The sequence below is a fragment of the Methylobacterium guangdongense genome (assembly GCF_038442355.1).
GTDB lineage: Bacteria > Pseudomonadota > Alphaproteobacteria > Rhizobiales > Beijerinckiaceae > Methylobacterium > Methylobacterium guangdongense.
In genome coordinates this window covers 70,530-93,839 of record NZ_JBBXMX010000020.1, presented here as the reverse complement: position 1 = coordinate 93,839, position 23,310 = coordinate 70,530, and the positions used below count along the sequence as shown (strand labels likewise).

The window sequence follows — 23,310 nt, the reverse complement described above, 5'->3', positions numbered from 1 at the left end:
ACCCGTCGGTGAGCTCAGAAAGAAGAACACAAGATCGGCACAAGTCTACTCACGCCAGACCCTAAGGCCTGGCCGCAAGGACAAACGCCGCCCGCGTCTCCCTTCCTCAATTCCAACTTGTCAAAGATCAGTAATCACTTTCGTAATTACCTTTCGAGAGGAAGTCAAGTACCTTGGCTCTCGCCAGATCTACTTTTCTAACTCTCGGGAAGTCCGTCCGACCCGGGCCGTTTTGCTTCGGCACCGCGTCGGGAGGCGCCGTATAGGCTGACCCCGACCCCCCTGTCAACCGACCTTTTCTCCGGCGAAAGAACCGCTCGCGGCGGGCCGTCGGGACAAGGTCACCTTCCGCCAAACGCAACGGCACGCCCCGAAGGCCGGCCGCAGACGTCTCAGTGAAAGGCGTCCAACGCTCCGCAGAACCTGGATCAGGCTCCGACATGTCGATGCCCCGCCGGAGCGGATGTGGTCGACTGGGAGGTTGGAGGTTGTCGGCGAACGGCGTTCCGTCGCTGCCGATGGACCCGATATGGCGCAGTCCGACGGGGTTTGCAAGGCTCGGGATGTCGCGGGGCTGTCCCATGCGTGCCACGGCTGGCTGACGGGGGATCGAACCCGCGTCGGATCTCTGACGTCGCCCGGATTTTCTGTCGACGGACAGGCGGCTCTCGAGGGAAGCCGATCGGCCTGCGGGATTGTCCAGCCCTCCACCGCAATACTCGTCGCAGTACTCGCTCCTCAGCAATCTAAACCTATGTCAACGTGATCATCGTGCGCAGCTAAACCGTAAGTTAGCATCTTCACCGATAGAACGGCGGGGTTTCCGATCACGGGCTCAGCCCGGCAGACCCAAGGCCTCGTGCATGAGCGCGGATCCCCAGCCCGTCGCCTCCGTGAGCCGGATCCCGGCGCACCCGAGCCGCCCGGATCCGACGGTGAGCCGCGACACCCTGGTCCGCTATCTCGACGCGGTCCGCCAGGGCCTCCTGATGATCGACCGCGCCGGCTTCGTCGTTCTGGCGAGCGCGTCGGCGCGGCACCTTCTCTCCAGCCTCAATGTGGTCCTGCGGGAGAACGCCTCGGCCCTGCCGCTGCTGCGCCTCCTGCGCGGGGAGACACGGGAGAACCGCCACGCCATCATCGGGACCCTGCGCCACACCCTCGACCGGCGGCAGCCGCGCCTGATCGAGGTCAACTGCGCCGATCACACGGTGCAGGCGGAGCTGCAGCCCGTCGCGGGTGGAAGCTGGGTGGTGACGCTGGAGGATGTCAGCACCCGCAAGGCGAGCGAGGCCCGGGCCGACGCGATGGCCCGCCTCGATCCGCTGACCGGCCTGCCGAACCGGCTGCTCCTGCGCGAGCGCCTCGCCGAAGCCCTGGCGCGCCTCGCCCGGACCGGCGAGGCCTGCGCCGTGTTGCTGATCGACCTCGACCGGTTCAAGCCGGTCAACGACACCCTCGGCCACCCGATCGGCGACGCGCTCCTCGAGAAGGTCGCCGATCGCCTGCGCTCGACGGTGCGGCCCACCGATACGGTGGCGCGGATCGGCGGCGACGAGTTCGTCATCCTGCAGGCGGGTGCGCACGACGCCGCCGGCACCCAGGCTCTGGCCCGCCGGATCGTCGATCTGATCGGCCGGACCTACATGGTCGAGGGCCATCTCCTCACCATCGGGGCGAGCGTCGGCGTGGCGCTGGCCCCCGCGGACGGCGCGGATGCCGACAGGCTTCTCAAGAACGCCGACCTCGCCCTCTACCGCGCCAAGCTCGACGGCCGCGGCACCTATCGGTTCTTCGAGCCCGAGATGGACGCGCGCATGCAGGCGCGCCGCAAGCTCGAACTCGACATGCGCCAAGCCCTCGCGCGCCGGGAGTTCCAGCTGCACTACCAGCCGCAGTTGCAACTCGAGAGTGAGAAGCTGATCGGCTGCGAGGCCCTGATCCGCTGGCGACACCCCGACCGGGGGCTGGTCTCCCCCGCCGACTTCATCCCGCTCGCCGAGGAAATCGGGTTGATCGTCCCGATCGGGGAATGGGTCATCCGCCAAGCCTGCCGCGACGCGATGACCTGGCCGGCGCACATGTCGGTGGCGGTCAACGTCTCGCCCGCGCAGTTCAAGAGCGACCGGCTCGTGGAGACGATCATCTCGGCGCTGGCGACCTCGGGTCTGCCGGCCCGGCGGCTGGAGGTGGAGATCACCGAGGGCGTGCTGCTGCAGGAGAACGAGAAGACGCTCCAGACCCTGCACCGGCTGCGGGAACTCGGCGTGCGCGTCTCGATGGACGATTTCGGCACCGGCTACTCGTCGCTGAGCTACCTGCGCAGCTTCCCCTTCGACAAGATCAAGATCGACCGCTCGTTCGTGAAGGACCTCGCCACCAAGCCCGACGGCGAGGCGATCATCCGCGCCATCGCCGGCCTGGGCAAGAGCCTCGGCATGACCACGGTGGCCGAGGGGGTGGAGACGCCTGAGCAGATGCAGCGCATCCGCCTGGAGGGCTGCACCGACGTTCAGGGCTACCTGATCAGCCGGCCCGTCCCCACCGAGGACCTGCTCCCGGTCTTTGCCGCCTATCCAAAGGCCTGATCCACTCCGCTCCCGGACGCCCCGCTATGACCGACCTCTACCGCCTCATCTACGCCAGCAAGAACCTGCTCCGCGGCCCGGAAGCCGAGATGACCGCCGAGGTTCGGCAGATCCTCGCCGCCTCGCAGCGCAACAACGCGGCGGTCGGCGTCACCGGGGCGCTGATGTTCAACGCGGGGGCCTTCGCGCAGGTGCTCGAAGGCCCGCGGGCCGGCGTGGAAGCCACCTTCGAGCGGATCCAGCGCGACCTGCGCCACAGCGACGTGACGGTGCTCCAATGCGGTCCGGCGGAAAGCCGCGGCTTCGGGAACTGGTCCATGGCGTTCGTGGGCCAGTCGGCCGGCGGGCAGGCCCGGTTCAGCGGCCTCGCGGCCGAGAGCGGGTTCGATCTGTCGCGCCTCGACGGCGACCGGGTCTTCTCGATGCTGCACGGGCTGGTGATGGAGGAAGAGGGCATCCCGGCCGCCGCCATCGCACCGCCGGTCGCGGCGACCCACACGGTCGCGGGCACGCGCACGGTGGCGGCCCTCGACGTGGTGCAAGTGCGCGCCGAGATCGCCCAGCTGCGGCCGGACGCGGCGGCATCGGCCCCCATGCCCGCACCGGCTCCAACGCCCGCACCGGCTCCCGCCGCCCTTGCCCCGAACCGCGCTAGTCAGCGGGACGCGACCGAGGCCGCGCTCCACGTGCTCAAGGCGGCGCTGGCGAGCGAGCGGGCGCGCACCACCGAGCTGCGGGCTGAGATCGACGCCCTCCGGATCGCCCTGGCCTCCGCCGAGGACCGGATCGGCGCCGAGCGCGACGCCCGGGATCTGTGGGCCGGACGGGCGCGGCTCCTCGCGCAGGCGATGGTGCAGGAAGCCGACGGCCTCGACGCCGCGCCGGCCGCGGAGCCGGACCAGCCGGCGACGCGCGATTCCGTCGCCGCTTGACCGGGATTTCGGCCAAGTCCGGCGGACTGATGCCGTTGCGGCGTCCGGGAGACGTCTTGGTCAGCCACCAGCCGGTCACGCGCGTCCCCGCACGAGCGTGAGGGCGCGTGAAACGGCAGCTCCCGGATCGTTCTCTTGAAAGACTGAACCGTTCGACATAAAGAACGCGGCGGGATTCGGCCGAAGGGGGCCAATCCTGTTGTGGAGACGAGTCGATGTCAGACGGATTCGCGGCCCGTACCGTCGCGGCGGCCAACGGTGTCGCCCAGGATGCAGCCTTCGGGGCGGTCATCGCGCCGATCCACCTGTCGACCACCTTCAAGTTCCCGGCCTTCGAGCAGCCCGGCCCCTACGATTACTCGCGCCTCGGCAACCCGACCCGGGACGCGCTGGCCGACACGATCGCCAAGCTTGAAGGCGGGGCCCGGGCCGTGATGGTGGCGAGCGGCATGGCGGCCCTCGACCTCGCCCTGTCGAGCCTGCGGCCCGGTGACCTGCTGGTCGCGCCGCACGACCTCTACGGCGGGACCCACCGCCTGCTGAGCTTCCGGGCCGCCCGGGGGCATTACCGCGTCGACTTCGTCGACCAGACCGATCCGGACGCCCTGGGGGCGGCACTCGCCAAGGGGCCGAAGGTCGTGCTCGTCGAAACGCCGAGCAATCCGCTGATGCGGGTGGTGGATATCCGGCGCGTCACCGCCGCCGCGAAAGCCGTCGGCGCGCTAGCTGTGGTCGACAACACCTTCCTGTCGCCGGCCCTGCAGCAGCCGATCGCCCTGGGGGCGGATCTCGTGGTCCACTCAACCACGAAGTTCCTCAACGGCCATTCCGACGTGATCGGCGGGGCCGTGGTCGCGGCCGACAAGGCCATGGGCGACGACCTCGCCGCCTGGGCCAACACGATCGGCGTCACGGGCTCGCCGCTCGACGCCTATCTCACGCTCCGGGGCTTGCGCACCCTGTTCGTGCGGGTGGAGCAGCAGCAGCGGAACGCCGGCCGGATCGCCGCCTTTCTCGACGCCCACCCCGCCGTGAGCCGCGTCCACTATCCGGGCCTGCCGTCCCATCCCGGCCACGCCCTCGCCAAGGCGCAGCAGGCGGGTTTCGGCGCGATGCTGAGCTTCGAGCTCGCGGGCGGGCTTGATGCCGTGCGGGCCTTCGTCGGGGCCGTGCGGGTGTTCACGCTCGCCGAGTCGCTCGGCGGGGTCGAGAGCCTGGTCGCCCACCCGCCGACCATGACGCACGCCGCCATGGACCCGGAGGCGCGGGCGATCGCCGGCATCACCGACGGGCTGCTGCGCCTCTCCGTCGGGCTGGAGGCCGAGGACGACCTGTTGGCCGATCTGGCGCGCGGCCTCGACGCCGTGGGCGGCTGAGCCGGCCACTCAGCCCTCCTCGATCACGCTGAACCCGGACTCGTCCTCGACCACCCGGAAGCGCGAGAGCCGCAGCGTCTGGGAGCGCTCCGCGGCCTCGTCCTTGCACTTCAGGACATGGACGGCGCGGTTGACCACCTGGAGGTTCGGCGCCCCCCAATAGGCGAGCAGGTCCGGCCAGGGGCGGGTGCGGTGCTCTCGCCAGACCTGATAGAGCGGCAGGGCGTGGTCGACCTCGGCGGTGCGCAGCAGCCGCTTGCCGGAGGTCGCGCAGCGGTGCCGCTGGCGGAGCTTCAGCGCCCGAACCTGCGCATGCGGGGCGAGCCAGAACTTCCAGGCCGTGACACAGGCCGCGTGCCAGCCGGCCCTGGCGTTGGGCGCACTGCCCCAGAGATCCCGGTGCCAGCCGAAGCGATAGACCGGCTGGCCGCAGATGCAGCAGGCGCCGCGGCCCCGGGCGAAGGCGGGATCGCGATAGGGGGCGGGCGGAGTGCGGAAGCTGACGGCGCGGCCCTCCCCCGAGCCGTCACGGCCGAGCTGCCACGTCCAGCCCTCCGGGGTCCCCGAGCGGGCCGCCAGGGCCCGGGCGAGCCGGTCGGCCCGAAGTACATGGTTGCGCCAATAGCTCTCGACGGCGAGCCGCGGTGTCGGCGGGATCAGGGGCCGGGTGAGCGCGTGCCGGAGGACCGGCGCGGGGAAGACCGACGGCAGCGCCCGCTCCAGCCGCGCCTGAGCCTTCTCGTTGCGAAGAGTGCGCCACTGCGAGGTCGTCATGCCGAGGCGTGGCTAGCAGATGGCGGATCCGTCGGCGATGACGGCACCGCCACAGAGGCGCCGGCACATGGTGAACGAAGCGTTTCACGTGAAACACCGGCGCCCGCGTTGCCAGGATGCAAGGCGGACACTAAGGGCGGAGCAAAGGCTTCTGGTATCGTTGCGTGGTGCAGGCGTCGGATCGGGGATCCCAGAGGGCGAGCCCTTTGGCAGGGTATCGGGGCGGCGCCCCGATATCGGTCGAAGACCGACAATGGGGGCTTCACACAGGCCCGGCAGGGCTCTGCCCTGCACCCGCAAAAGGTCACCGACCTTTTGAAACCACGATCTGGGTAACGCGCCATGGTGGGACCAAGCTGCGCGTGAACCCGTCCCTCAGGTTGGCGAAGGATAATCAGGTGATCACCGGTCCGTGCCTCATCGTCCAGCCGATTCACGCGGCGGGCCTCGACCGGCTGCGCGCGGCCGGGCTGGAGCCGCGCCAGGCGCGCGGCACCGATGCCGAAACCCTGGCCCGCGACGTCGCCGGCTGCGTCGCGGTCATCACCCGCAACACTGGCTTCCCGGCCGAAGCGATCGCGGCGGCCCCGGACCTGCGGGTGATCGGCGTGCACGGCACCGGCACCGACCACGTCGCCAAGGCGGCGGCGACCGCGGCGGGCATCGTGGTGGTCAACACCCCCGGCGCCAATGCGGTCTCGGTGGCCGAGCAGACCCTGGCGCTGATCTTTGCCCTGGCGAAGGCCCTGCCCGGGGCCGACCGGTCGGTCCGGCAGGGCGACGACAGCTTCAAGTTCACCACCCGCCTGGTCGAACTCGCCGGTCTGACCCTGGGGCTCGTCGGCTTCGGGGCGATCGGACAGGCCACGGCCCGCCTCGGCGCCGCCCTGGGCCTGCGGGTTCTGGCCTACGGGCCGAGCCGCCCGGAGACGGATTTCGCCACCGCGGGGGCCCTGCGCGCCACCTCGGTGGAGGCCGTGCTGACGGAGGCCGATATCGTCTCGCTGCATCTGCCGCTCACCGCCAGCACCCGCCAGTTGATCGGCCGGGAGCAGCTCGCGCGGATGAAGCCGGGCGCGTTCCTGATCAACACCAGCCGCGGCGGCCTGATCGACGAGGCCGCCCTCGTGGAGGCCCTGGAAGCCGGCACGATCGCCGGCGCCGGGCTCGACGTCACCGCGCAGGAGCCGCTGCCCACCGGCCATACCCTCGCCCGGCAGGAACGGGTGATCCTGACGCCCCATGTCGGCGGCTCCACCGAAGCCGCCCTGATCCGCACCGCCGAGACCGCCGCAACCCGGGTGGTCGACGTGCTGGCCGGCCGGCATCCGGGCGGCTTGGTCAATCCAGAGGTGTGGGATCAGCGGCGCGGGGCGTGATGTGGGCGGGCGCCAGCAGAGCGCATACCCTCATGCATGATGTGGGATCATGGCTCGGAGGCGCGATACCATCATCTATGCATGTCTCCGCGGGCCTCCCGCCATTGCCCACCGCACTGCGATATTCTATGTGTGCATTGCGGGATGGCGATGGCGTCGCCCTCCCGCTGCCCTTCTTGGGCGTTTCCTCCCTAGACTTCGGGCCGCTCCTTCGGGAGTGGCCTTTTTTGTTTTCGGAGCTCAGTCCGGCACGGGCGTTCCCAGAACGCGGCGGAACAGTCAAGCGGAACCGGGAGCTTGGCCGTACGTTTTCCCGCCATGAAATACGCTCGCTCCCTCCTCGTAACCACGGTCCTTGCCGTATTCGGGCTGGGCGTGGCTGCTCAGAACCTGCATTCGCATGATCGCGATGCGCCGGCGCGGCCCGATACGACGGCCGCATCGCTGGTCAAGCCGGTCGCCTGGACCGATCCGCCAGCGCGCCACACACCCGAGACGACCGGGGCGCTCGCCGTCGCACTGCCGGCAGCCCAGCCCGCCGTTGCGACCTCGCCAGAGACCGCGCCCGTCGAGGCGCCGCGCAGGAGCACCGCGACCCATCGCGGGAAGGGCGTTGAGCGGAACCGGTCCCGGGTCGCCCATCTGCGGCGCCCCGCCCGGGCCCGCACCGCCGCCGTCGATCCGGCCGCCATGCCGCGGCCCACGCAGCAACCTGCACCGGAGGCCAGCGGGCGGATCGACCCGATCGGCGACATCCTGCGCGGTCTCGGCCTCGGACGCGACAGCTGACCTGGGGCGCCTGGTCGATCCGGGCTGACCTGCCCCCCGGGGCACGACCGAGCCCCGCGAGGGGGGTCATCAGGTCATTCCACTCGATCCCCCTTCGGCCTGAGGTGACCTCGCAGGAGCCCTCCAGCCGGCCGCGCGATCCCTGGAGGGCTCCTGCGAGGCCTCCGCTACGCTCCCGCTCCCCAGGATGAGGGGATTGGGCTGGATGGCCGATCCGTAATCCCCCAAGACGTTCGCGGTGGCGCAGATTCGCGTCGCAAAGCCGGCCTCCGCCGTTCGGCCTGCCCCCCTACTGCACGTGGATGGTGAGCTTCATCTTCGGATGGATGCCACACTGGATCACGAAATCCCCGGGCTCGATCAGCGTCAGGCGCGTCTCGGTGCCGGGTTCCTGATCGCCCGCATCGAACGAGAATCGATCGGCCTCGATGAAGGCGTGGTGCGTGAAGCTCTCATCGCCGTTGCGCAGGGTGATCGTGTCGCCGCGCCGCAGATACAGGTCGGTCGGCGCGTATTGGCGCCCCTTCTGCAGCACGATCCGGGCTGCGCTCGAGAGGGTTGCCCGTGCCGTTTCCAGCGCCAAGCCGGATCCCGCAAGGGCGAGCGCACCGACGATGAGGAGGGAGCGCAAACATCTGCGGCAAGGGGGCATGATGGCGTCCCGGGGGGTTCGATGGAGCCCGATCGACCCGGATTGCTCACGGGCGATCGGGTTCTGTTGCACTGCATGGTGGCGCAGGCCCACCAACGAAACGATACGGCGAACGTTAGAATTTTATCGAACCGCCAGGATTGAGACCTATTCTACTGCCTGTGTCCGACCATCAACAGTATTCACGTCTAAATCTACGGCCTCGTGCGCCCAGGCGCGGGCCGCCAGGGCGTCGCTCACATGGGCGCGGAACACCCGGACCCGGGCCGGCAATTCGCGGCCCGCCAGGGTGACGGCCCGCAGGGCCGCGCCGCGGCTCGCCCAGGGGGCCAGCACGCGCCGGAGCTGGCCCGCCGCCAGGGCCCGGGCGGCCACCAGGGTGGGGAGATGGCCGATCCCCGCACCCGCCAGGGTCAAGCGGTGCGCCGTGGCGAAATCGCTGACGCGGATCGCCGGGCTCACGGACAGCGGCTCGGTGCGGCCCCGCCCGTCGCTCAGCGCCAGGGCCGCCGCGCCGAATCGCTCGCGGGCCAGGATCAGGTCGTGGTCGTGCAGGGCGGCGAGATCCGCCGGGGCCGGCCGGCGCATCAGATAGGCGGGGGCGGCGTAGAGGGCCGCCGCCAGCGTCGCCAGGACGACGGCGTGATAGCCGGTCTCCTCGGCGCTGCCGAGCCGCAGGGCGAGGTCGATCCGGTTGGCGACCAGATCGAGGCGCGCGTCGGTGTTCAGCATCTCCACGGTGATCTGCGGATAGGCGTCGCGGAAGCTCGCGATGATCTCGGGCATCACCTCGATCCCGAAATCGATCGAGGTGGTGATTCGCAGGTGCCCGGCCGGCACCGTGCGGGCATCACGGGCGGTCTCGGCGGCCTCGTCGAGGAGCGTCAGGCTCTCCTGCGCCTTGGCGTAGAAGGTGAGCCCCTCGGCGGTGGGCGAGACCGCCCGGGAGGTCCGCGCCATCAGGCGGACGCCCAGCGCCCGCTCCAGACGGGAGATCCGCCGGCTGACGCTGCCCTTGGTTTCCCGCAGGCTGGCCGCGGCGGCCGTCACGGTACCGAGATTGACCACGGTGCAGAACGCCCGCACGTCGTCGAGCCCGCCGCGAAACGTTTCCGATCTGGCAACCATGGGGTTCCGGATAGCAGGCTCAACCGCGGCCGTGAACGGCGCTAGACGGCCCGGATGGCGCGCCGAGTCGCGCCCGACCGTTGCTCAAGTGGGAGATACCCTTGAAGTCGATCCTCGCCTCCGGCCTCCTGGCCCTGCTGATCACCACCCCGACCCTCGCCCAGACGCCTCCGACCCGCGATCCGGCACAGATCCAGGCCGGCACCTACGCGGTCGATCCCGGCCACACCCAGGTCGGCTGGCGGGTGTCCCACATGGGCTTCTCGAACTACGCGGGCGGCTTCTCGGACGTGTCGGGCACGCTGGAGCTGCAGCCGAAGAACCCGGCGGCGGCGAAGCTGTCGGTGAAGATCCCGGTCGCCTCGGTGACGACGACCAGCGCCAAGCTCACCGACGAGCTGAAGGGCGACCAGTGGCTCGACGCCGCCAAGTTCCCCGACATGACCTTCGTGTCCACCAAGGTCGTGCCCGCCGGCAAGGACCACGCGAAGGTGACGGGCGACCTGACGCTCCACGGCGTGACCAAGCCGGTGACCCTCGACGTCACCCTGGTGGGCGCCGGCGTGAACCCGCTGAGCAAGAAGTACACGGTCGGCTTCGAGGCCACCGGCACGCTCAAGCGCTCGGAGTTCGGCGTGAAGACCTACGTGCCGCTGATCGGCGACGAGCTGCACCTCACCATCGCGGGGGCGTTCGAGAAGCAGGATTGAGGGCGGGCTCTTAGGCTGGAGCCGCTTCGCGGCGGATCGTGTGCTCGGTCCCAGGTCGCATTCCGCTTTCGCTGCATGCGCCCGGGAAAGGGTCGGCGTTTCATCCTGAACCGCCCCTTTCCCGGACAGGTGGAGCGTCAGCGGAACCTGATCTGGGATCCAGCGCCAAGACAAGCCGCGCCAGCGGCGCGACACCCCCCCTACCCCGGCCGGTCCTCCGACCCCGTCCCCAGCGCCCGCTGGACCATTACGCTGTCGGCCCAGTGGCCGTACTTGAACGCCACCGCCCGCAGGTAGCCGACCCGCTCGAAGCCGCAGGCCTCGTGGAGGCGCAGCGAGGCCTCGTTCTCGGCATCGATGTAGCCGATGATCTGGCGGTAGCCCCCCGCCGCGCAGGCCTCGACCAGCGCGGGCAGAAGCCGCCGGCCGATCCCGGCGTGCAGGTGGTCGGGATGGACGTAGATCGAATGCTTGAGGGTGTAGCGATAGGCCGGGCGCTTCCGGAACGGCACCGCGTAGGCGTAGCCCGCCACCACGCCGCCGCGATCGGCCACGAGGTGCGGCAGACGCTTCTTGCGCATCGACTTGCGCCGCCGCTTCAGGTCGTCGGGGAGCATGCGCGCCTCCTCGAAGGCGCCGACATCGCCGACGCCCTTGCCGATATGGTGCTCGTAGATCGCCACCATGGCCTCGAGATCCGCGTCCGACGAGGGGCGGATGACGATGTCCGGGCTGGGCCGCGCGACGACCGGGCCGGGGGGCTCGACCTCAATCTCCATCAGGCCCCCTCGCGCACGACGTAGGTGTGGAAGCGGATCCGCCCGTCCGGCTCGACCTCCCGGTAGACGCCCTGGATCTCGGCCTCGAAGCCCGGGAACAGGTTGGCCGAGGCCTCGAACATCTTGAAATAGTCGAGCATGGGCTTGGCCCGCTCGTCGAGCCGCTCGCCCGGCAGCACCGTGCCGATGCCCGGGGGATAGACCAGCATCAGCGTGGTGGCGATCCGCCCCTCGGCCTCGGCGATCGGCACGTAATCGACCTTGTTGCGGGTCAGCATCTGGGCGGCGCGCTTCGGCGGCATCACCATCTCGGGCAGGTGCTCGGGGGCGAATTGCCGCCGCTGCAGCGTGGAGGTGCCGGCCTCCCGGTGGAAGGCGTGGAACTCGCCGCAGAGGTCGCGCAGGCGCACGCCCCGGTAGCGGTTCGGCCGGCGCGCGACGAATTCCGGCATGGCCTCCTCCAGCGGGACGTTGTCGTCGTGGAGCCGCTTGAAGGCGACGAGGCCCGAGATCAGCGTGCCGGCCTTGGAGGATTCGACTCCCGGGGTCAGCAGGAAGAGCAGCGAGTTCAGGTCGTTCTTCTCGGCGACGATCCGGTTCTCACGCAGGTATTGCGCCACGATCGGCGCCGGCACGCCGTGCGCCGCATAGGCGCCGGTCTTCCGGTCGAAGCCGGGCGTCAGCACGGTCAGCTTGTTCGGATCGGTGATGGCGTAGCCCGGCGCGACGTGCGTGAAGCCGTGCCAGCGGGCGCCGGGCTTGAGTTCCCAGTGGCGCGGGGTGGCGGCGAGCTCGTCGGTCGGCACGCTCTCCCACGGCACCTCCTCGCCGTCGGCGCCCTTGGTCACGTCCGGCACGAAGGGGTCGAAGAACCAGCGCCGGGCCGGATCGCGCTCGTTCTCCTCGAATTCCCGCCGGATCGCCCGGACCTTCTTGCGCCACTCGATCCCGAGCCGGATCGTGTCGTCCCACAGGATCATGCCCGAGCGCCCCTTCATCATCTGGGCGCCGACATCGAGGGAGGCGAAGAGCGGGTAGAACGGCGACGTGGAGGCGTGGACGAGGAAGCTCTCGTTGAGCCGCTTGTGCTCGACCCGCCGGGTCTGGCCGCGGATGTGCCCGTCGCGGGTGTGGATCTGCGACGCTTGGCTGAAGCTGGCGAGCTGCTTGTGGGTCGATTGCGTGGCGACGATGCCGGGCGAGGTCTCGTCGAGCCCGGTGAGCCCCATGGCGAAGCGGCGGGCGTAGAGCGGGTGGAACTTCATGAAGCCCGCCCAGGCCTCGTCGAACAGGATGTAGTCGCAGAGGTGGCCGATCCGCTCCAGGATCTCCTGGGCGTCGTAGATCGTGCCGTCGTAGGTGCATTGCTCGATCACCGCGACCCGGAACGGCCGCTCCCGGCGCCACGCCTCCGGATCGGTCACCAGCGGGTTCCGGCGGATCTTTTCGCGGATCCGGGTCTCGTCCAGGGCCTCGTGGAAGATCGGCCCGATCAGCCCGTAGGCGTTGCGGTCCGTCTCCAGGAAGATCGGGATGCCGCCGCCGAGGAACAGGGCGCCGTGATGGGCCGCCTTGTGGTTGTTGCGGTCGAACAGGACGAGGTCGTCCTCCGCCACCAGGGAGGACAGGACGATCTTGTTGGAGGCCGAGGTGCCGTTGAGGACGAAGTAGGTCTTCTCCGCCCCGAAGATCTTGGCGGCCTCCTTCTGGGCCTTCAGCGCCGGGCCCTCGTGGGTCAGCAGGTCGCCGAGGTCGAGGACCGAGTTGTCGAGGTCGTCCCGGAAGATCGCCTCGCCCAGATGCTCCACGAAGATCCGGCCGATCGGGGATCGGTTGTAGAAGATGCCGCCGTTGTGGCCCGGGCAGGTCCAGAGCTGGTTGCCCTTCTCGGCGTAGTCCACCAGCGCGCCGAAGAACGGGGTCTTGAGGGTCTGGGCGTATTGCGTGACCCGGCTGACGAGGCCGCGGGCGATGAATTCCGGCGTCTCCTCGGCGAGGAAGATGTAGCCGTCGATGAAGTCGAGGAGCTCGACCGGGATGTCCTCCAGCCGCTTGCGGCGGACCATGATGACGATCGGCATCTCCAGGCCGCGCTTGCGCATCATGTCGATGAGGGCGGCGGCCTTGCCGTCGAGGCCGCGCTTGCCCCAGTCGACCACGAGGCAGCCCACCGCCGCGTCGGTCTGGACCGCGATCGCCGCGTCCTCGACCCGCCGGGCGCGCACCACCTCGAAGCCGCGCTGTTCCACGGCCGCCACGATCTGATTGACGCGCGCGCCCTCCAGGTCGTCCGGATCGAAGGCCGGCGTGCACATCAGGACCGTGAAGCGACGGTGGAAGTCCATGGAGCCCTCTCAGCCGGGGATACAGTGCGAGGCTTTCTGGCCCGTCCGTGACGATTGGATGACAGCCCTGGGGCGGGGTGATGAATCGTCGGATCAGGCCCCGCCCGACCGGCCGTCATGCCCGATCAGCCGCTCGATTTCGGCCAGGGCGACGGCACGGGCAGCGTGCTCGGAGGCATGCGGACGGTACGACCCCCTGACCAGCTTGCCGCGGTCGCGGATCGCCCAGGTGAAGCCACCCGGGTCATGCCGGCTCGGCTTCACCTCGACCGTGTAGAGATGCCCGCAATTCGCACCCATGAATTGAATGTGCGGGATGTCGCGCGGTCGGCACAGGGGGGTGCGACCGTGAGCGTCAGCGAACCGGGCTATCGCATCCTCCGGGTCCGTCCGGGGGCGGGCTGCACCGCGGCGCCGCGAGCCGGGGCCGCCCGCGTGGGGGTACCGCGGGCCGGTCCGCCCTGGGTCGGCTCCGCGGGTCCGGCGCGCTTCGTCCCGAACCAGACCACGTGCTTGGGCCCGCTGCCCCGGCCGCTGGCGTGGACGCGCTGCTCGTCCACGTCGAAGCCGGAGCGCTGCATCCGGCTCTTGAACTTCCGGTCCGGCGCGCCCGACCAGACGCCCAGGATCCCGCCGGGCCGCAGGGCCCAGCGGGCGCGCTTGAGGCCCCACTCGTCGTAGAGCCGGTCGTTCGACCGGCGCATCAGGCCCTCCGGGCCGTTGTCGACGTCGAGCAGGATCGCGTCGTAGCGCTCCGGCCCCGCCTGGATCAGGCGGTTCACGTCGGCCTCCTGCAGGTCGACCCGCGGATCGTCCAGGCAACCGGCGAAGACATGCGCCAGCGGGCCCCGTGCCCAGGCGATCACCGCCGGCACCAGCTCGGCCACCACCACCTGCGCCTCGGGCCCGAGATCCGCCAAGGCCGCCCGCAGGGTGAAGCCCATGCCGAGGCCGCCGATCAGGATCCGGGCCCGGGGCCGGTCGGCGAGCCGGGCGCAGGTCATCGCCGCGAGCGCCACCTCGGAGCCGCTGCGCCGGTTGTTCATCAGCTCGATCGTATCGGCCAGGATCGCGAACTCTTCGCCCCGGCGCATCAGCCGCAGGTCGGTGCCGCCGCCGGGCACGGATCCGGTATCGAGATGAACCCAGGGTATCACGGGCAGCGTCCTCGTCGGGTGCGGGGTGTCGGGGGCGCGGCCTAAGCGCACCGCACGCCCCCCACGCGTCGCGGCGGCTTGCCGCGATCAATTCCGGCGGCGTATCAGCACCTATGGCCAAGCGTATCAAGTCGAGACCGCAAGAGCGGGGCTTTGTGATGTTCGATGTCGTCTACACGGATGGCTCCCGGGCCTCGAACCGGCGGGTGCCGATGGAGATCCTGGGCGGCCTGGACGGCGACGAGCCGGCCCGCGACCTGATCCTCGAGCAGGAGGCGGAGATCGCCCTGAAGGCCGGGCGACCCGGCCGCGAGATCCAGAGCCTGACCCGCTCGCCGATCGTCAAGCCGAAGCCGATCGACTGACCGGGATTGCCGGTCAGGCCGTCTCGGCCATCCGGCGGGCGACCTCGTCCCGCAAGGCCGCGTTCATCTCGGCGAACCGGGCCTGCGTGCGGGCCTGCAACCAGGGAAACAGCACGGGGGCGAGCCAGCCCGCGAAGGTCTCCGCCTGGACGAGATCGACGCCCTGCCGGGTCTCGGTGATCCGGAACGCGTGCGTCCCGGTGATCAGATGCGGCGTCGCGATGCCGCCGCGCCAGACCAGGCACCGGCCGGGCTCCCAGCCGGTCACCTGCACGCGCACGGTTCGGAATGTGCGGCCGTTCAGGGTCAATTCCAGGCGCCAGCGCGCGCCCGCGCGCCGCTGCCCCTCGGCCTTCCGGATGAACGGGTTCCAGTCCGGATAGGATTCGAGATCCGTCAGCACCGACCAGACCATCCCGGCCCGGGCGGGAATCGCGATCGTCGTGCTGCTGACCCGGGCGGCCGTCCGGCCCTTGCCGGCTGCCCCCTTGCCGGCCGTTCCCTTGTCGACAGTTCCTTTGCCGACCGTCATGCGTCCCTCCCGCGCCTGCCGTGAAGAACACCCGTGGACCGAAAACGGTGCGGTTCAGATCGCCCCTTCGACCACTTCCAGGGCCCGCAGGACCGCGAAGCCGATTCGCTGGGCCTCGGCCTCGGCCTCCGCGGTGACCGGCAGCAGCGCCACGGTCTCGACCTCCGGTTCGTCCTCCGGCCCGACCACGACCCGGAAGACCTCGCCCTCCTGCGCCGCCGGATCCCGGATCAGGCCGACCCGGTGGCCCGCCCCCGTGCCGAGAACGCGCAGGAACGGCTGATCGGTCGCCCCCGGCCCGGCGGGCTCGGCCCGGCGCGGCGTGCCGAAGGCGGGGCGGATCACGTTGTCGTCGGGCATGGCGGGAACCTCTCTCTGCGAGCCGCGTGCCGGACGTCGGCACGCGGGTCTCCATCGCGGACGGTGGAGGCGGCCGACTTGTCCCGATTTATCGGACACCCTACCCTACTGGAATGTCCGTCGCGTTGGTCTATCGATTCAAGCAGGATGCTCCGCAGTCGAGCCTTCGGGACCTCGACGATGTGGTGCTGCTCGTCGACACCGTCAGCGATGACGGCGATCTCATTCCGTCCGGGCGTAAAGGCACGATCGTCAGCGTCCACGGCGCGGGCGAAAGCTACGTCGTCGAGTTCGCCGAGCCGCCCGGAGCCCTCGTGTCGGTCTTCCCGCACGAGATACGCCGCGCCGAGCGTCCAGCCCTTTGACCGACAAGAGCGTTCCGGTCACTTGGCACATCGAAGCGCATAAGATTTCCCGCTACCTGACCGACTTGGCGCATCCGGTCGGCGGCCCGAAGGCAAAGTATCTGATGCGCTTCGGCTTCTCGCCCGACGAGCCGGCGATCCTCGCGAATGCCCTCGTCCTGCACGCGATGGGCAATCGTCCCGGCATGCCCTCCACGACGCGCGTCGGAACGCTGGCCGTCGTGTTCGAGGGAACGGTGTTGGCCCCCGATGGCCGGGACATGCCCCTGCGCACGGTCTGGGAACCGCGGGATATCGGGTCCGTGCGCGAGATGCACTTCGTGACCGCGGTTCCCCTGACACGCCGTCGTCTGAAATCCGGACCGTAGCGAGGTTTCTCATTCGGCCTTCCCGGCGGCCACGCCCGCCGTCGCGAGGACCGCGTCGGCCAGGACCTCCAGACCGGCCCCGGCCCAGTCCGGCGTGATGCTCTCGGCCTCGTTGTGGCTGATGCCGCCGTGGCAGGGGCAGAACACCAGGGCCGCCGGGACCGCGCGGGCGCAGTAGACCGCGTCGTGGTAGATCGCCGTCGGCATCCGCGTCCAGGCGTGGCCCCGCGCCTCGGCGGCGGCCTGGATCCGGTCGACCAGCACCGGATCGAACGGGGTCGGCGGCGCGCGCCAGAACTCTTCGACGCGGATCGCGACGCCCCGCTCGGCCGCCAGGGCGTCGGCCCGTTCCACGATCCGCGCCCGCATCGCCTCCAGCTGGTCGGTGTCGCCGTGGCGCGCGTCGAGGCTGAACCAGACCCGGCCCGGCGTGATGTTGCGGCTCTCCGGCTCGGCCTTCAGCACGCCCACCGTGGCCCGCCCGCGCTCGCCGCCGACGCCCACCGCCCCGTGGGCGATACCTTCCAGGGACGCGATCAGCGCCGCCGCGGCCATCATGGCGTCGCGCCGCCCGTCCATGGGGCTGCCGGCATGGGCTTCCTCGCCCTGCACGGTGATCTCGTACCAGATCTGCGCCAGCGCCCGGTCCACCACCCCGATGGTCAGGCCCGCATCCTCCAGGCGCTTGCCCTGCTCGATGTGCAGCTCGAAATAGGCGCCGATCCCGCGCAAGGCCGCCGGGTCCGCCGCGCCCTGCCAGCCGATGCGCCGCAACTCGTCGCCGAAGGCGAGGCCCGCGAGGTCCCGGGTCGCCAGGACCTCGGCCTCCGGGACGATCCCCATGGCGACGCCGCTGCCGCTCATCGGCGGTGGGAAGCGCGACCCCTCCTCGTTGGTCCAGTTGATCAGCAGGAGCGGCGCCTCGGTCTCGATCCCGGCCTCGTGCAGGGCGCGCATGATCTCGAGCCCGGCCAGCACGCCGAGCGGCCCGTCGAACTTGCCCCCCGTGGGCTGCGTGTCGAGGTGGCTGCCGATCGCCACCGGCTTCAGGTCCGGGTTCCGCCCCGGGCGGTGGAAGATCATGGTGCCGACCCGGTCGACGGTGAGGGTCAGCCCCACGGCCTCGCCCCAGCGCTGGAACAGGGTGCGCCCCTCCGCGTCGCGGTCGGTCAGGGTCTGCCGGTCGTTGCCGCCATTGGGCAGCGCCCCGATCCGGGCGAGGTCCATGAGGCTGGTCCAGAGCCGATCCCGCGAGAGCGGGAGGTTGATGCGATCCATGGGTGCGATGCCTCTCTGCCGAAGGCGTACCGGATGCGAAGGTTAGGCCGCGATCCGGATCGGCACCAGGGACCCGACGGGACCGGGACGGGAGCCGGCGGCCCGGTGGGCCCGTGCGGACCCACCGAGTGCTGGCTTGTCAGTATCGCCGAACGCTGCCGCAACGGGCAGCAGAGTCCGGTCGTCAATCATTCGTATAAATACATACATATCGCAGAAATTACAGTTTTTGATCAAAATTTGACCTGTTTAATGTTTTGTGACAGCCTGATCGTCATCCCGAAAACGCCGCGGCATCTCCCTGACACGAACAACGGCGGCGCAGACGCGGGAGCATCCTCCCGGATACCAGAGCGACGGCACAGAACCGGGAACGCCCGGCGCGCACCTTTCGGGACGATGCCCGTGTCGGATCGCGGATCCGGCCCGAAACGATCACCGGCCCGAGTTGGAGGGAGTCCTCATGCTACTGGCATCCACGCCAGCCGCGACGCTACAGGCCGCGGGATTCATCGGCACCTGGGATACGGACGTCGCCGCCGGCCGATCCGTGCTCGACCTGGGCGCCGCCTCCATGCTGGCGGGCAATCCCGGTCTGGTCGGCAAGCCCGTGCCCCTCGACGTCGCCCTCGGGCGGATCCACCCGGGCGATCGGGACCGGGTCTTCGACGTGATCCAGGACCTCCGGCAGACGGGTGGACCGGTCGCCCTGGAGTTCCGCATCCTGACCGGGACGGGCGAGACCCGCTGGATCCTCGACCAGGGTCTCGTGGCACCCGACGCGACCGGGCGCCTGCAGGGCTGCGGAGCCTATATCGACATCACCGCATGGCACGGGCGCTGGGCGTCACCGCGGGCGGACAGCGCCACGCCGGCCGCGAATCTGGACGCCGCGGCCGACCATTGCATCCAGGTCCACACCGCCCTGGAGCGCCACGGCGACACGGCCCTGCGCCTCCTGTCGGGCATGCTGCTGCTCGGGATCGGACGCGCGCTGGCGCAGCGCGCGCCCTGAAGCCCGGCCCTACGTCCGCCAGGGATGGGCCGGCAGCTCGGTCTGGCCGATGGCCTTGGCGCCGGCCTCCGCGACCGCGTGATCGTTTTCCACCGTCGAGCCGCTGACCCCGATGGCGCCCGACATGACGCCGTCCGCATCGACGATCGGAATGCCGCCCGGGAAGGTAATCAGCCCGTCGTTCGAGTGCTCGATCCCGTAGAGCGGGCCGCCGGGCTGCGACAGCTGGCCGATCTGGCCGGTCATCATGCCGAAGAACACCGAGGTCTTGGCCTTCTTGTGGGCGATGTCGATGGAGCCGACCCAGGCGTCGTCCATGCGGTGGAACGCCTTCAGGTTGCCGCCGGAATCCACCACCGCGATGCACATCTGGGTGCCGAGCGCGATCGCCTTCGCCCGGGCGGCGGCAATGGCCTTGTCGGCCTGCTCAATCGTGACGTGCATGGGACACTCCCGTTCGCGGTTTCCGGTCGAGAGGCTGTGACGGTTTGAAGCGCCGGGCGCAAGGTCGGCCGGTGCGGCCATGGGGTTTCCCGGCCCGGGACACGACAGCGCCGCTTCAACGAGCGGCAGGGCACCGATCCTTCCCCGGGGGCCCCTCGATTCATCGATCTCAGCCGAACATCGAAGACTTCAGAAGTGAGCGCATTTCCACCCTCCGCGAGGCCTATCCCTGCATAGGTTTGAGTTACTGCGCTGATGACGGATCGCGACAGGCCCCCTCTCCCGAGCGGGAGAGGGTTGGGGTGAGGGATGAGAACTCTCAGGACGGAGCACGCGATCGATGCGCCGACAAGGCGCGCCTTATTCTGCAGGTTCTCGCCCCTCACCCTGTCCCTCTCCCGCACGGGAGAGGGGACCCGCGCTCAATCTGGGCTGGCGGGCGCGCACGGCCGAGACCGTAAGCCTGCGTAGGCCGTAGCCCGCTCGGGAGGTGAGGCCTGCGCTCAGCCGGCGCGCTCCCGGGCGGTGCGGATGTGCTCCAGCAGTTCGCCCGCCAGCGCCGCGCAGGCGGCCGCGTCGGGACAGGCCCGCTTCCAGACCACCCGGCCCTCGCGCAGGATCACGCCGTCCGTCACCGGCAGGGCGGGCAGCGGCCGGTCCGGCCTCAGATCGGCCGCGACGCCCTGCGGGCCGCCCCGGAGCCGGGCCACGCCCAGCTCGCAGCAGGCCGCGCGCAGCCGGGCCAGATCGAACAGGGCGCGCATGGCGGCGGGGGCCGCACCGAACCGGTCCTCCACCTCCCCGGCCAGGGCGTCGATCGCCTCGGCCTCGCGCAGGCGCAGGAGCCGCGTGTAGAGGCTCAGGCGGATTTCCGGCTCCGGCACGTAATCCTCGGGGATCCGGCTCGGCAGGCCGAGCTCGATCTCCGGGCTCCAATCCTCGGCGCGCCCGCCCTTGGCGGCGGTCAGCGCCAGCTGCAGCAGGTGCTGGTAGAGCCCGAGCCCGACGAGCTTGGCGTGGCCGGCCTGATCCTCGCCGACGAGGTCGCCCGCGCCGCGCAGGTCGAGATCCCGGGCGCTCACCGCGAAGCCGGCGCCGAGCCGGTCCAGGGCCTCCAGGGCGCGCAGGCGCTGGAGCGCGGCCGGCGGCGGGGGCGCGGCCGGGTCGCTCAGCAGGTGGACGGTGCCGCGCCGCTGGCCGCGGCCGACGCGGCCCCGGAGCTGGTGGAGCTGCGCCAGCCCGAACTTCGCGGCCTCCCAGACCAGCATGGTGTTGGCCCGGGGCACGTCGAGCCCGCTCTCCACGATGGCGGTGGCGAGCAGCACGTCGCCGTCCCCCTCCGCGAACCGGACCATCACCTCGTCCATGGCGGAGGGCTTCAGATCCCCGTGCGCCACTAGGATCGAGAGGTCCGGCACGAGGGCGCGCAGGCGCTCCGCCATGGGGGCGATGTCCTCGATCCGCGGGCAGACCACGAAGCTCTGGCCGCCGCGGCGGTGCTCGCGGATCAGCGCCTCGCGCACGGCCTCGGCCTCGTAGGGCGCCACCACGGTGCGGACCGGCTGGCGCAGCGCCGGCGGGGTCGCCAGGACGCTCAGGCTCTGGAGGCCGACGAGCGCCGCCTGGAGGGTGCGCGGGATCGGCGTCGCGGTGAGCGTCAGGACGTGACCGCCCTCGGCCAGCCGGCGCAGATCGGCCTTCATCTTGGCGCCGAACCGTTGCTCCTCGTCGATCACCGTGAGGGCGAGGTCGGCGAAGGCGACGCCCTTGCCGGCGAGCGCGTGCGTGCCGACCACCAGCCGGATCGTGCCGTCGGCGAGCCCTGCCTTGACGCGCTTGGCCTCGGCCGGCGCCACGAGGCGGGAGAGCTGCGCGACCTCGATCCCGAACCGGCCGAAGCGGCGGCGCAGGATCTCGGCGTGCTGGCGGGCCAGCACGGTGGTGGGGGCGATCAAGGCCGCCTGCTTGCCGGCAAAGATCGCGGCGGCGAGCGCCCGCAGCGCCACCTCGGTCTTGCCGAAGCCGACATCGCCGCAGACCAGCCGGTCCATCGGCCGGCCGGAGGCGAGGTCGGCCATCAGTTCGTCGATGGCGGCGGCCTGATCCGGGGTCGGCGCGAAGCCGAACCCGGCGGCGAAGCGCTCCATGTCGTTGGCGGGCGGCGCCAGGACCGGGGCGTCCGTCTCCCGGCGGGCGCGGGCGGCCGCCAGCATGAGGCGCGCCGTGCGCGCCATGGTGGCCTCGGCCTCCAGGCGGCGCCGGGGCCAGGTGCCGCCGTCGAGCTTGTCGAGGGTGACGGCGTCGGGCTCCGGGCCGTAGCGCCAGATCCGGTCCGCCTGGGAGACCGGCACCATCAGGATCGCGTCGCCGGAGAATCGCAGGCGCAGGGCCTCGGAGGCCGCCTCGCCCTGCGTGACGCCCGAGGTGGCCACCGAGTCCAGCCCCTCGAACACGCACAGGCCGCGATCGCGGTCGACCGCGACGTCGCCGGGGCGCAGATCGACCTCGCCCATCGGCAGGATCGCCCGGGCGCCCCCCGCCACGGCGGCGTCCGGCCCGAACAGGTCGGCGGCGGCGATGACGGTCGCCCCCTGGTCTGGCACCCGGAACCCGGCCCCGAGGGGCGCCTCCAGGGCGAGGACGTCGCCCGGGCGCGCCTCGGCAACATCGGCCCAGGCGTCGATCAGGCGGATCGGGCGCTCGGCGACCTTGCCGGCCTGGCGCACGAGGCGCCGCAGGGGCTGGCGGCCGCCGGCCAGGACGATCGCGTCGCCGGCCTTCAGCCGCTCGCGCAGCAGCTTGGCGAAGGCGGTGCCCGGCCGGCGCTCCCGGGCGAAGGATGGCAGCGCCAGCGACTCCCCGGCCTCCTCGGTGGCGGCGATCCGGTCGTGGGCCGCCACGATGTCGCGCCACGCCTGCGGGGTGAGGTAGAGGCCCGCCCCGGCCTGCCCCCGCCCGCCGCGGGCGCCGAGCCTGCCTTGGGCCTCCGCCATCTGCTCGAACACGGCGTCGATCCGGGCCTGGGTGCCGTCCTCCACCACGAGGCGGGCCGCCGGCACGTAGTCGAGGAGCGTCACGAGGCGCGGGTAGTAGCGTTCCAGCCGGTGCTCCTGGCCGGTGAAGGGCTCGAAGCTCTGGCCGGAGCCGGGCTCCAGGATGATCTCGGTGGCGGGGTCGATCACGAGTTCGTCCGCCTCGGCGACCGAGCGCTGCGAGATCGCATCGTACGAGCGGATCGCGGTGACGCGGCCCTCCGCGTGCTCGATCCGGCAGGGCAGCGGGGCGGCGGCCGGAAACACCTCCACGGTGCGGCCCCGGACGGCGATCTCGCCGGGCTCGTCGACCCGCTCGTCCAAGATGTAGCCGAGGCGTTTGAGATCGGCGGTCGCGGCCGCGACGTCGAGGCGATCGCCGACCCGGAGCGTCACCCGGGCCGTGGCCCAGGTCTCCGGCGGGGGCACCCGCTGGATCAGGGCCGGGGCGGTGGTCAGCACGAAATCGGGCTGCGCATCCGTGTCGGTCAGCCAGCGCATCACGGCGGCCCGGGCGCCCATCGTGGCCCGGGACGGCGAGGCGTGGTCGAAGGGCAGGCAATCCCATTCGGGGAAGATCGCGACCCGGGCCTCGGGGTCGAGCGCCCGGAGCGTCGCGGCGAGCTCCTCCAGGCGACGGCCGTCCCGGGCGACGTGGACCAGGGGCGCAGCCCCCGCCTCGTAGCGCAGGAGCGCCACCGCCAGGGCTCCCGTGGGCATCAGCGGCGCGTCCTCGACGCCCTGCTGCGCGCCCGACTTCAACCTACGATTGGCCATGCCTGTCCGAATCCGTGTCCCTCGCGCCGCCAACGCGGCACGGGCCGCCCGGGCTCCCGGGCGCGGCAATCCCATCCACAGCAGCCCCATCGACAGCGGCGCGGATCGGCCGGTTCGACCGGGCCGGCCGCCGGTCGGGAACACGAATTCGTGATCGAGGGCGCG

Annotated in this window: 22 protein-coding genes; 10 read left to right on the top strand and 12 right to left on the bottom strand. The window is 71.0% G+C overall.

Going from position 1 to position 23,310, the window contains the following annotated elements; translation table 11 throughout:
- Nucleotides 1-863 precede the first annotated feature (863 nt).
- The 3 genes from AAHG09_RS26250 (at nucleotide 864) to metB (ending at nucleotide 4,896) form a co-directional block, all read left to right on the top strand.
- Nucleotides 864-2,588 carry a putative bifunctional diguanylate cyclase/phosphodiesterase gene (locus AAHG09_RS26250; RefSeq protein WP_342110444.1) on the top strand — a complete coding sequence of 575 codons (1,725 nt, stop codon included), beginning with the start codon at nucleotides 864-866 and terminating at the stop codon, nucleotides 2,586-2,588.
- A gap of 26 nt (nucleotides 2,589-2,614) precedes the next feature.
- Complete coding sequence (locus tag AAHG09_RS26245; protein WP_342110443.1) at nucleotides 2,615-3,520, top strand: BLUF domain-containing protein; 906 nt, start codon at nucleotides 2,615-2,617, stop codon at nucleotides 3,518-3,520.
- Between the two features lie 215 nt (nucleotides 3,521-3,735).
- Complete coding sequence (gene metB, locus AAHG09_RS26240) at nucleotides 3,736-4,896, top strand: cystathionine gamma-synthase (RefSeq protein ID WP_342110442.1); 1,161 nt, start codon at nucleotides 3,736-3,738, stop codon at nucleotides 4,894-4,896.
- A gap of 9 nt (nucleotides 4,897-4,905) precedes the next feature.
- On the opposite strand, the gene AAHG09_RS26235 is transcribed toward metB, so the two are convergent.
- The gene (locus tag AAHG09_RS26235; protein ID WP_342110441.1) at nucleotides 4,906-5,670 is read right to left on the bottom strand and encodes a hypothetical protein; all 765 of its coding nucleotides are present in this window, start codon (nucleotides 5,668-5,670) and stop codon (nucleotides 4,906-4,908) included.
- 398 nt (nucleotides 5,671-6,068) lie between these two features.
- Between AAHG09_RS26235 and AAHG09_RS26230 the strand changes: the two genes are divergently transcribed.
- Both AAHG09_RS26230 and AAHG09_RS26225 read left to right on the top strand, forming a co-directional pair.
- Complete coding sequence (locus AAHG09_RS26230) at nucleotides 6,069-7,049, top strand: hydroxyacid dehydrogenase (RefSeq protein WP_342110440.1); 981 nt, start codon at nucleotides 6,069-6,071, stop codon at nucleotides 7,047-7,049.
- A 297-nt stretch (nucleotides 7,050-7,346) separates the two neighbouring features.
- Complete coding sequence (locus AAHG09_RS26225; protein WP_342110439.1) at nucleotides 7,347-7,838, top strand: hypothetical protein; 492 nt, start codon at nucleotides 7,347-7,349, stop codon at nucleotides 7,836-7,838.
- Nucleotides 7,839-8,127: 289 nt separating this feature from the next.
- On the opposite strand, the gene AAHG09_RS26220 is transcribed toward AAHG09_RS26225, so the two are convergent.
- Both AAHG09_RS26220 and AAHG09_RS26215 read right to left on the bottom strand, forming a co-directional pair.
- Nucleotides 8,128-8,469, bottom strand: a complete 342-nt coding sequence (locus tag AAHG09_RS26220; RefSeq protein ID WP_342110438.1) for a cupredoxin domain-containing protein — start codon at nucleotides 8,467-8,469, stop codon at nucleotides 8,128-8,130.
- A 168-nt stretch (nucleotides 8,470-8,637) separates the two neighbouring features.
- A complete protein-coding gene (locus AAHG09_RS26215; RefSeq protein WP_342110437.1) occupies nucleotides 8,638-9,618 on the bottom strand; it encodes a LysR family transcriptional regulator in 981 nt (326 codons plus the stop codon).
- A 101-nt stretch (nucleotides 9,619-9,719) separates the two neighbouring features.
- On the opposite strand from AAHG09_RS26215, the gene AAHG09_RS26210 reads away from it, so the two are divergent.
- A complete protein-coding gene (locus AAHG09_RS26210) occupies nucleotides 9,720-10,328 on the top strand; it encodes a YceI family protein (RefSeq protein ID WP_342110436.1) in 609 nt (202 codons plus the stop codon).
- A gap of 200 nt (nucleotides 10,329-10,528) precedes the next feature.
- Here the strand turns inward: AAHG09_RS26210 and AAHG09_RS26205 are convergent, their stop codons facing one another.
- The 4 genes from AAHG09_RS26205 to AAHG09_RS26190 form a co-directional block, all read right to left on the bottom strand.
- Entirely contained in the window at nucleotides 10,529-11,107 is a 579-nt protein-coding gene (locus tag AAHG09_RS26205; RefSeq protein WP_342110435.1) for a GNAT family N-acetyltransferase, read from the bottom strand.
- Nucleotides 11,107-13,452: an Orn/Lys/Arg family decarboxylase gene (locus tag AAHG09_RS26200; RefSeq protein ID WP_342110434.1), complete on the bottom strand. Its 2,346-nt coding sequence runs from the start codon at nucleotides 13,450-13,452 to the stop codon at nucleotides 11,107-11,109. The genes AAHG09_RS26205 and AAHG09_RS26200 overlap by 1 nt, the downstream gene beginning before the upstream one ends.
- A gap of 93 nt (nucleotides 13,453-13,545) precedes the next feature.
- Nucleotides 13,546-13,752 (bottom strand): hypothetical protein, encoded by a 207-nt coding sequence (locus AAHG09_RS26195; protein WP_342110433.1) that lies wholly within the window; start codon nucleotides 13,750-13,752, stop codon nucleotides 13,546-13,548.
- A gap of 68 nt (nucleotides 13,753-13,820) precedes the next feature.
- The gene (locus AAHG09_RS26190) at nucleotides 13,821-14,609 is read right to left on the bottom strand and encodes a spermidine synthase (protein ID WP_342110432.1); all 789 of its coding nucleotides are present in this window, start codon (nucleotides 14,607-14,609) and stop codon (nucleotides 13,821-13,823) included.
- A gap of 113 nt (nucleotides 14,610-14,722) precedes the next feature.
- Between AAHG09_RS26190 and AAHG09_RS26185 the strand changes: the two genes are divergently transcribed.
- Nucleotides 14,723-14,974 (top strand): hypothetical protein, encoded by a 252-nt coding sequence (locus AAHG09_RS26185; RefSeq protein WP_342110431.1) that lies wholly within the window; start codon nucleotides 14,723-14,725, stop codon nucleotides 14,972-14,974.
- A 13-nt stretch (nucleotides 14,975-14,987) separates the two neighbouring features.
- Here AAHG09_RS26185 and AAHG09_RS26180 read toward each other — a convergent pair whose 3' ends face one another.
- Nucleotides 14,988-15,506, bottom strand: coding sequence for an SRPBCC domain-containing protein (locus tag AAHG09_RS26180; protein ID WP_342110430.1), 519 nt, complete (start codon nucleotides 15,504-15,506; stop codon nucleotides 14,988-14,990).
- Nucleotides 15,507-15,560: 54 nt separating this feature from the next.
- A complete protein-coding gene (locus AAHG09_RS26175; protein WP_342110429.1) occupies nucleotides 15,561-15,866 on the bottom strand; it encodes a hypothetical protein in 306 nt (101 codons plus the stop codon).
- Between the two features lie 125 nt (nucleotides 15,867-15,991).
- Between AAHG09_RS26175 and AAHG09_RS26170 the strand changes: the two genes are divergently transcribed.
- Together AAHG09_RS26170 and AAHG09_RS26165 are read left to right on the top strand one after the other, a co-directional pair.
- Nucleotides 15,992-16,231, top strand: coding sequence for a DUF4926 domain-containing protein (locus AAHG09_RS26170; protein WP_342110428.1), 240 nt, complete (start codon nucleotides 15,992-15,994; stop codon nucleotides 16,229-16,231).
- The gene (locus AAHG09_RS26165) at nucleotides 16,228-16,599 is read left to right on the top strand and encodes a DUF6883 domain-containing protein (protein ID WP_342110427.1); all 372 of its coding nucleotides are present in this window, start codon (nucleotides 16,228-16,230) and stop codon (nucleotides 16,597-16,599) included. Before AAHG09_RS26170 ends, AAHG09_RS26165 begins: the two co-directional genes overlap by 4 nt.
- Nucleotides 16,600-16,608: 9 nt before the next feature.
- On the opposite strand, the gene AAHG09_RS26160 is transcribed toward AAHG09_RS26165, so the two are convergent.
- Nucleotides 16,609-17,877: a Zn-dependent hydrolase gene (locus AAHG09_RS26160; RefSeq protein WP_342110426.1), complete on the bottom strand. Its 1,269-nt coding sequence runs from the start codon at nucleotides 17,875-17,877 to the stop codon at nucleotides 16,609-16,611.
- A gap of 463 nt (nucleotides 17,878-18,340) precedes the next feature.
- On the opposite strand from AAHG09_RS26160, the gene AAHG09_RS26155 reads away from it, so the two are divergent.
- Nucleotides 18,341-18,892 (top strand): PAS domain-containing protein, encoded by a 552-nt coding sequence (locus tag AAHG09_RS26155; RefSeq protein WP_342110425.1) that lies wholly within the window; start codon nucleotides 18,341-18,343, stop codon nucleotides 18,890-18,892.
- A gap of 9 nt (nucleotides 18,893-18,901) precedes the next feature.
- Here the strand turns inward: AAHG09_RS26155 and AAHG09_RS26150 are convergent, their stop codons facing one another.
- The gene (locus tag AAHG09_RS26150; protein WP_342110424.1) at nucleotides 18,902-19,336 is read right to left on the bottom strand and encodes a GlcG/HbpS family heme-binding protein; all 435 of its coding nucleotides are present in this window, start codon (nucleotides 19,334-19,336) and stop codon (nucleotides 18,902-18,904) included.
- 503 nt (nucleotides 19,337-19,839) lie between these two features.
- Nucleotides 19,840-23,145, bottom strand: a complete 3,306-nt coding sequence (locus tag AAHG09_RS26145) for a DEAD/DEAH box helicase (RefSeq protein WP_342110422.1) — start codon at nucleotides 23,143-23,145, stop codon at nucleotides 19,840-19,842.
- Between the last annotated feature and the right edge of the window lie 165 nt (nucleotides 23,146-23,310).

What these genes read in the sequence shown, in the direction of transcription:
- AAHG09_RS26250 (WP_342110444.1), top strand. Translation starts at nt 864, where the DNA reads ATGAGCGCGGATCCCCAGCCCGTCGCCTCCGTGAGCCGGATCCCGGCG.
- AAHG09_RS26245 (WP_342110443.1), top strand. Translation starts at nt 2,615, where the DNA reads ATGACCGACCTCTACCGCCTCATCTACGCCAGCAAGAACCTGCTCCGC.
- metB (WP_342110442.1), top strand. Translation starts at nt 3,736, where the DNA reads ATGTCAGACGGATTCGCGGCCCGTACCGTCGCGGCGGCCAACGGTGTC.
- AAHG09_RS26235 (WP_342110441.1), bottom strand. Translation starts at nt 5,670, where the DNA reads ATGACGACCTCGCAGTGGCGCACTCTTCGCAACGAGAAGGCTCAGGCG.
- AAHG09_RS26215 (WP_342110437.1), bottom strand. Translation starts at nt 9,618, where the DNA reads ATGGTTGCCAGATCGGAAACGTTTCGCGGCGGGCTCGACGACGTGCGG.
- AAHG09_RS26205 (WP_342110435.1), bottom strand. Translation starts at nt 11,107, where the DNA reads ATGGAGATTGAGGTCGAGCCCCCCGGCCCGGTCGTCGCGCGGCCCAGC.
- AAHG09_RS26200 (WP_342110434.1), bottom strand. Translation starts at nt 13,452, where the DNA reads ATGGACTTCCACCGTCGCTTCACGGTCCTGATGTGCACGCCGGCCTTC.
- AAHG09_RS26195 (WP_342110433.1), bottom strand. Translation starts at nt 13,752, where the DNA reads ATGGGTGCGAATTGCGGGCATCTCTACACGGTCGAGGTGAAGCCGAGC.
- AAHG09_RS26185 (WP_342110431.1), top strand. Translation starts at nt 14,723, where the DNA reads ATGGCCAAGCGTATCAAGTCGAGACCGCAAGAGCGGGGCTTTGTGATG.
- AAHG09_RS26180 (WP_342110430.1), bottom strand. Translation starts at nt 15,506, where the DNA reads ATGACGGTCGGCAAAGGAACTGTCGACAAGGGAACGGCCGGCAAGGGG.
- AAHG09_RS26175 (WP_342110429.1), bottom strand. Translation starts at nt 15,866, where the DNA reads ATGCCCGACGACAACGTGATCCGCCCCGCCTTCGGCACGCCGCGCCGG.
- AAHG09_RS26160 (WP_342110426.1), bottom strand. Translation starts at nt 17,877, where the DNA reads ATGGATCGCATCAACCTCCCGCTCTCGCGGGATCGGCTCTGGACCAGC.
- AAHG09_RS26155 (WP_342110425.1), top strand. Translation starts at nt 18,341, where the DNA reads ATGCTACTGGCATCCACGCCAGCCGCGACGCTACAGGCCGCGGGATTC.
- AAHG09_RS26150 (WP_342110424.1), bottom strand. Translation starts at nt 19,336, where the DNA reads ATGCACGTCACGATTGAGCAGGCCGACAAGGCCATTGCCGCCGCCCGG.
- AAHG09_RS26145 (WP_342110422.1), bottom strand. Translation starts at nt 23,145, where the DNA reads ATGGCCAATCGTAGGTTGAAGTCGGGCGCGCAGCAGGGCGTCGAGGAC.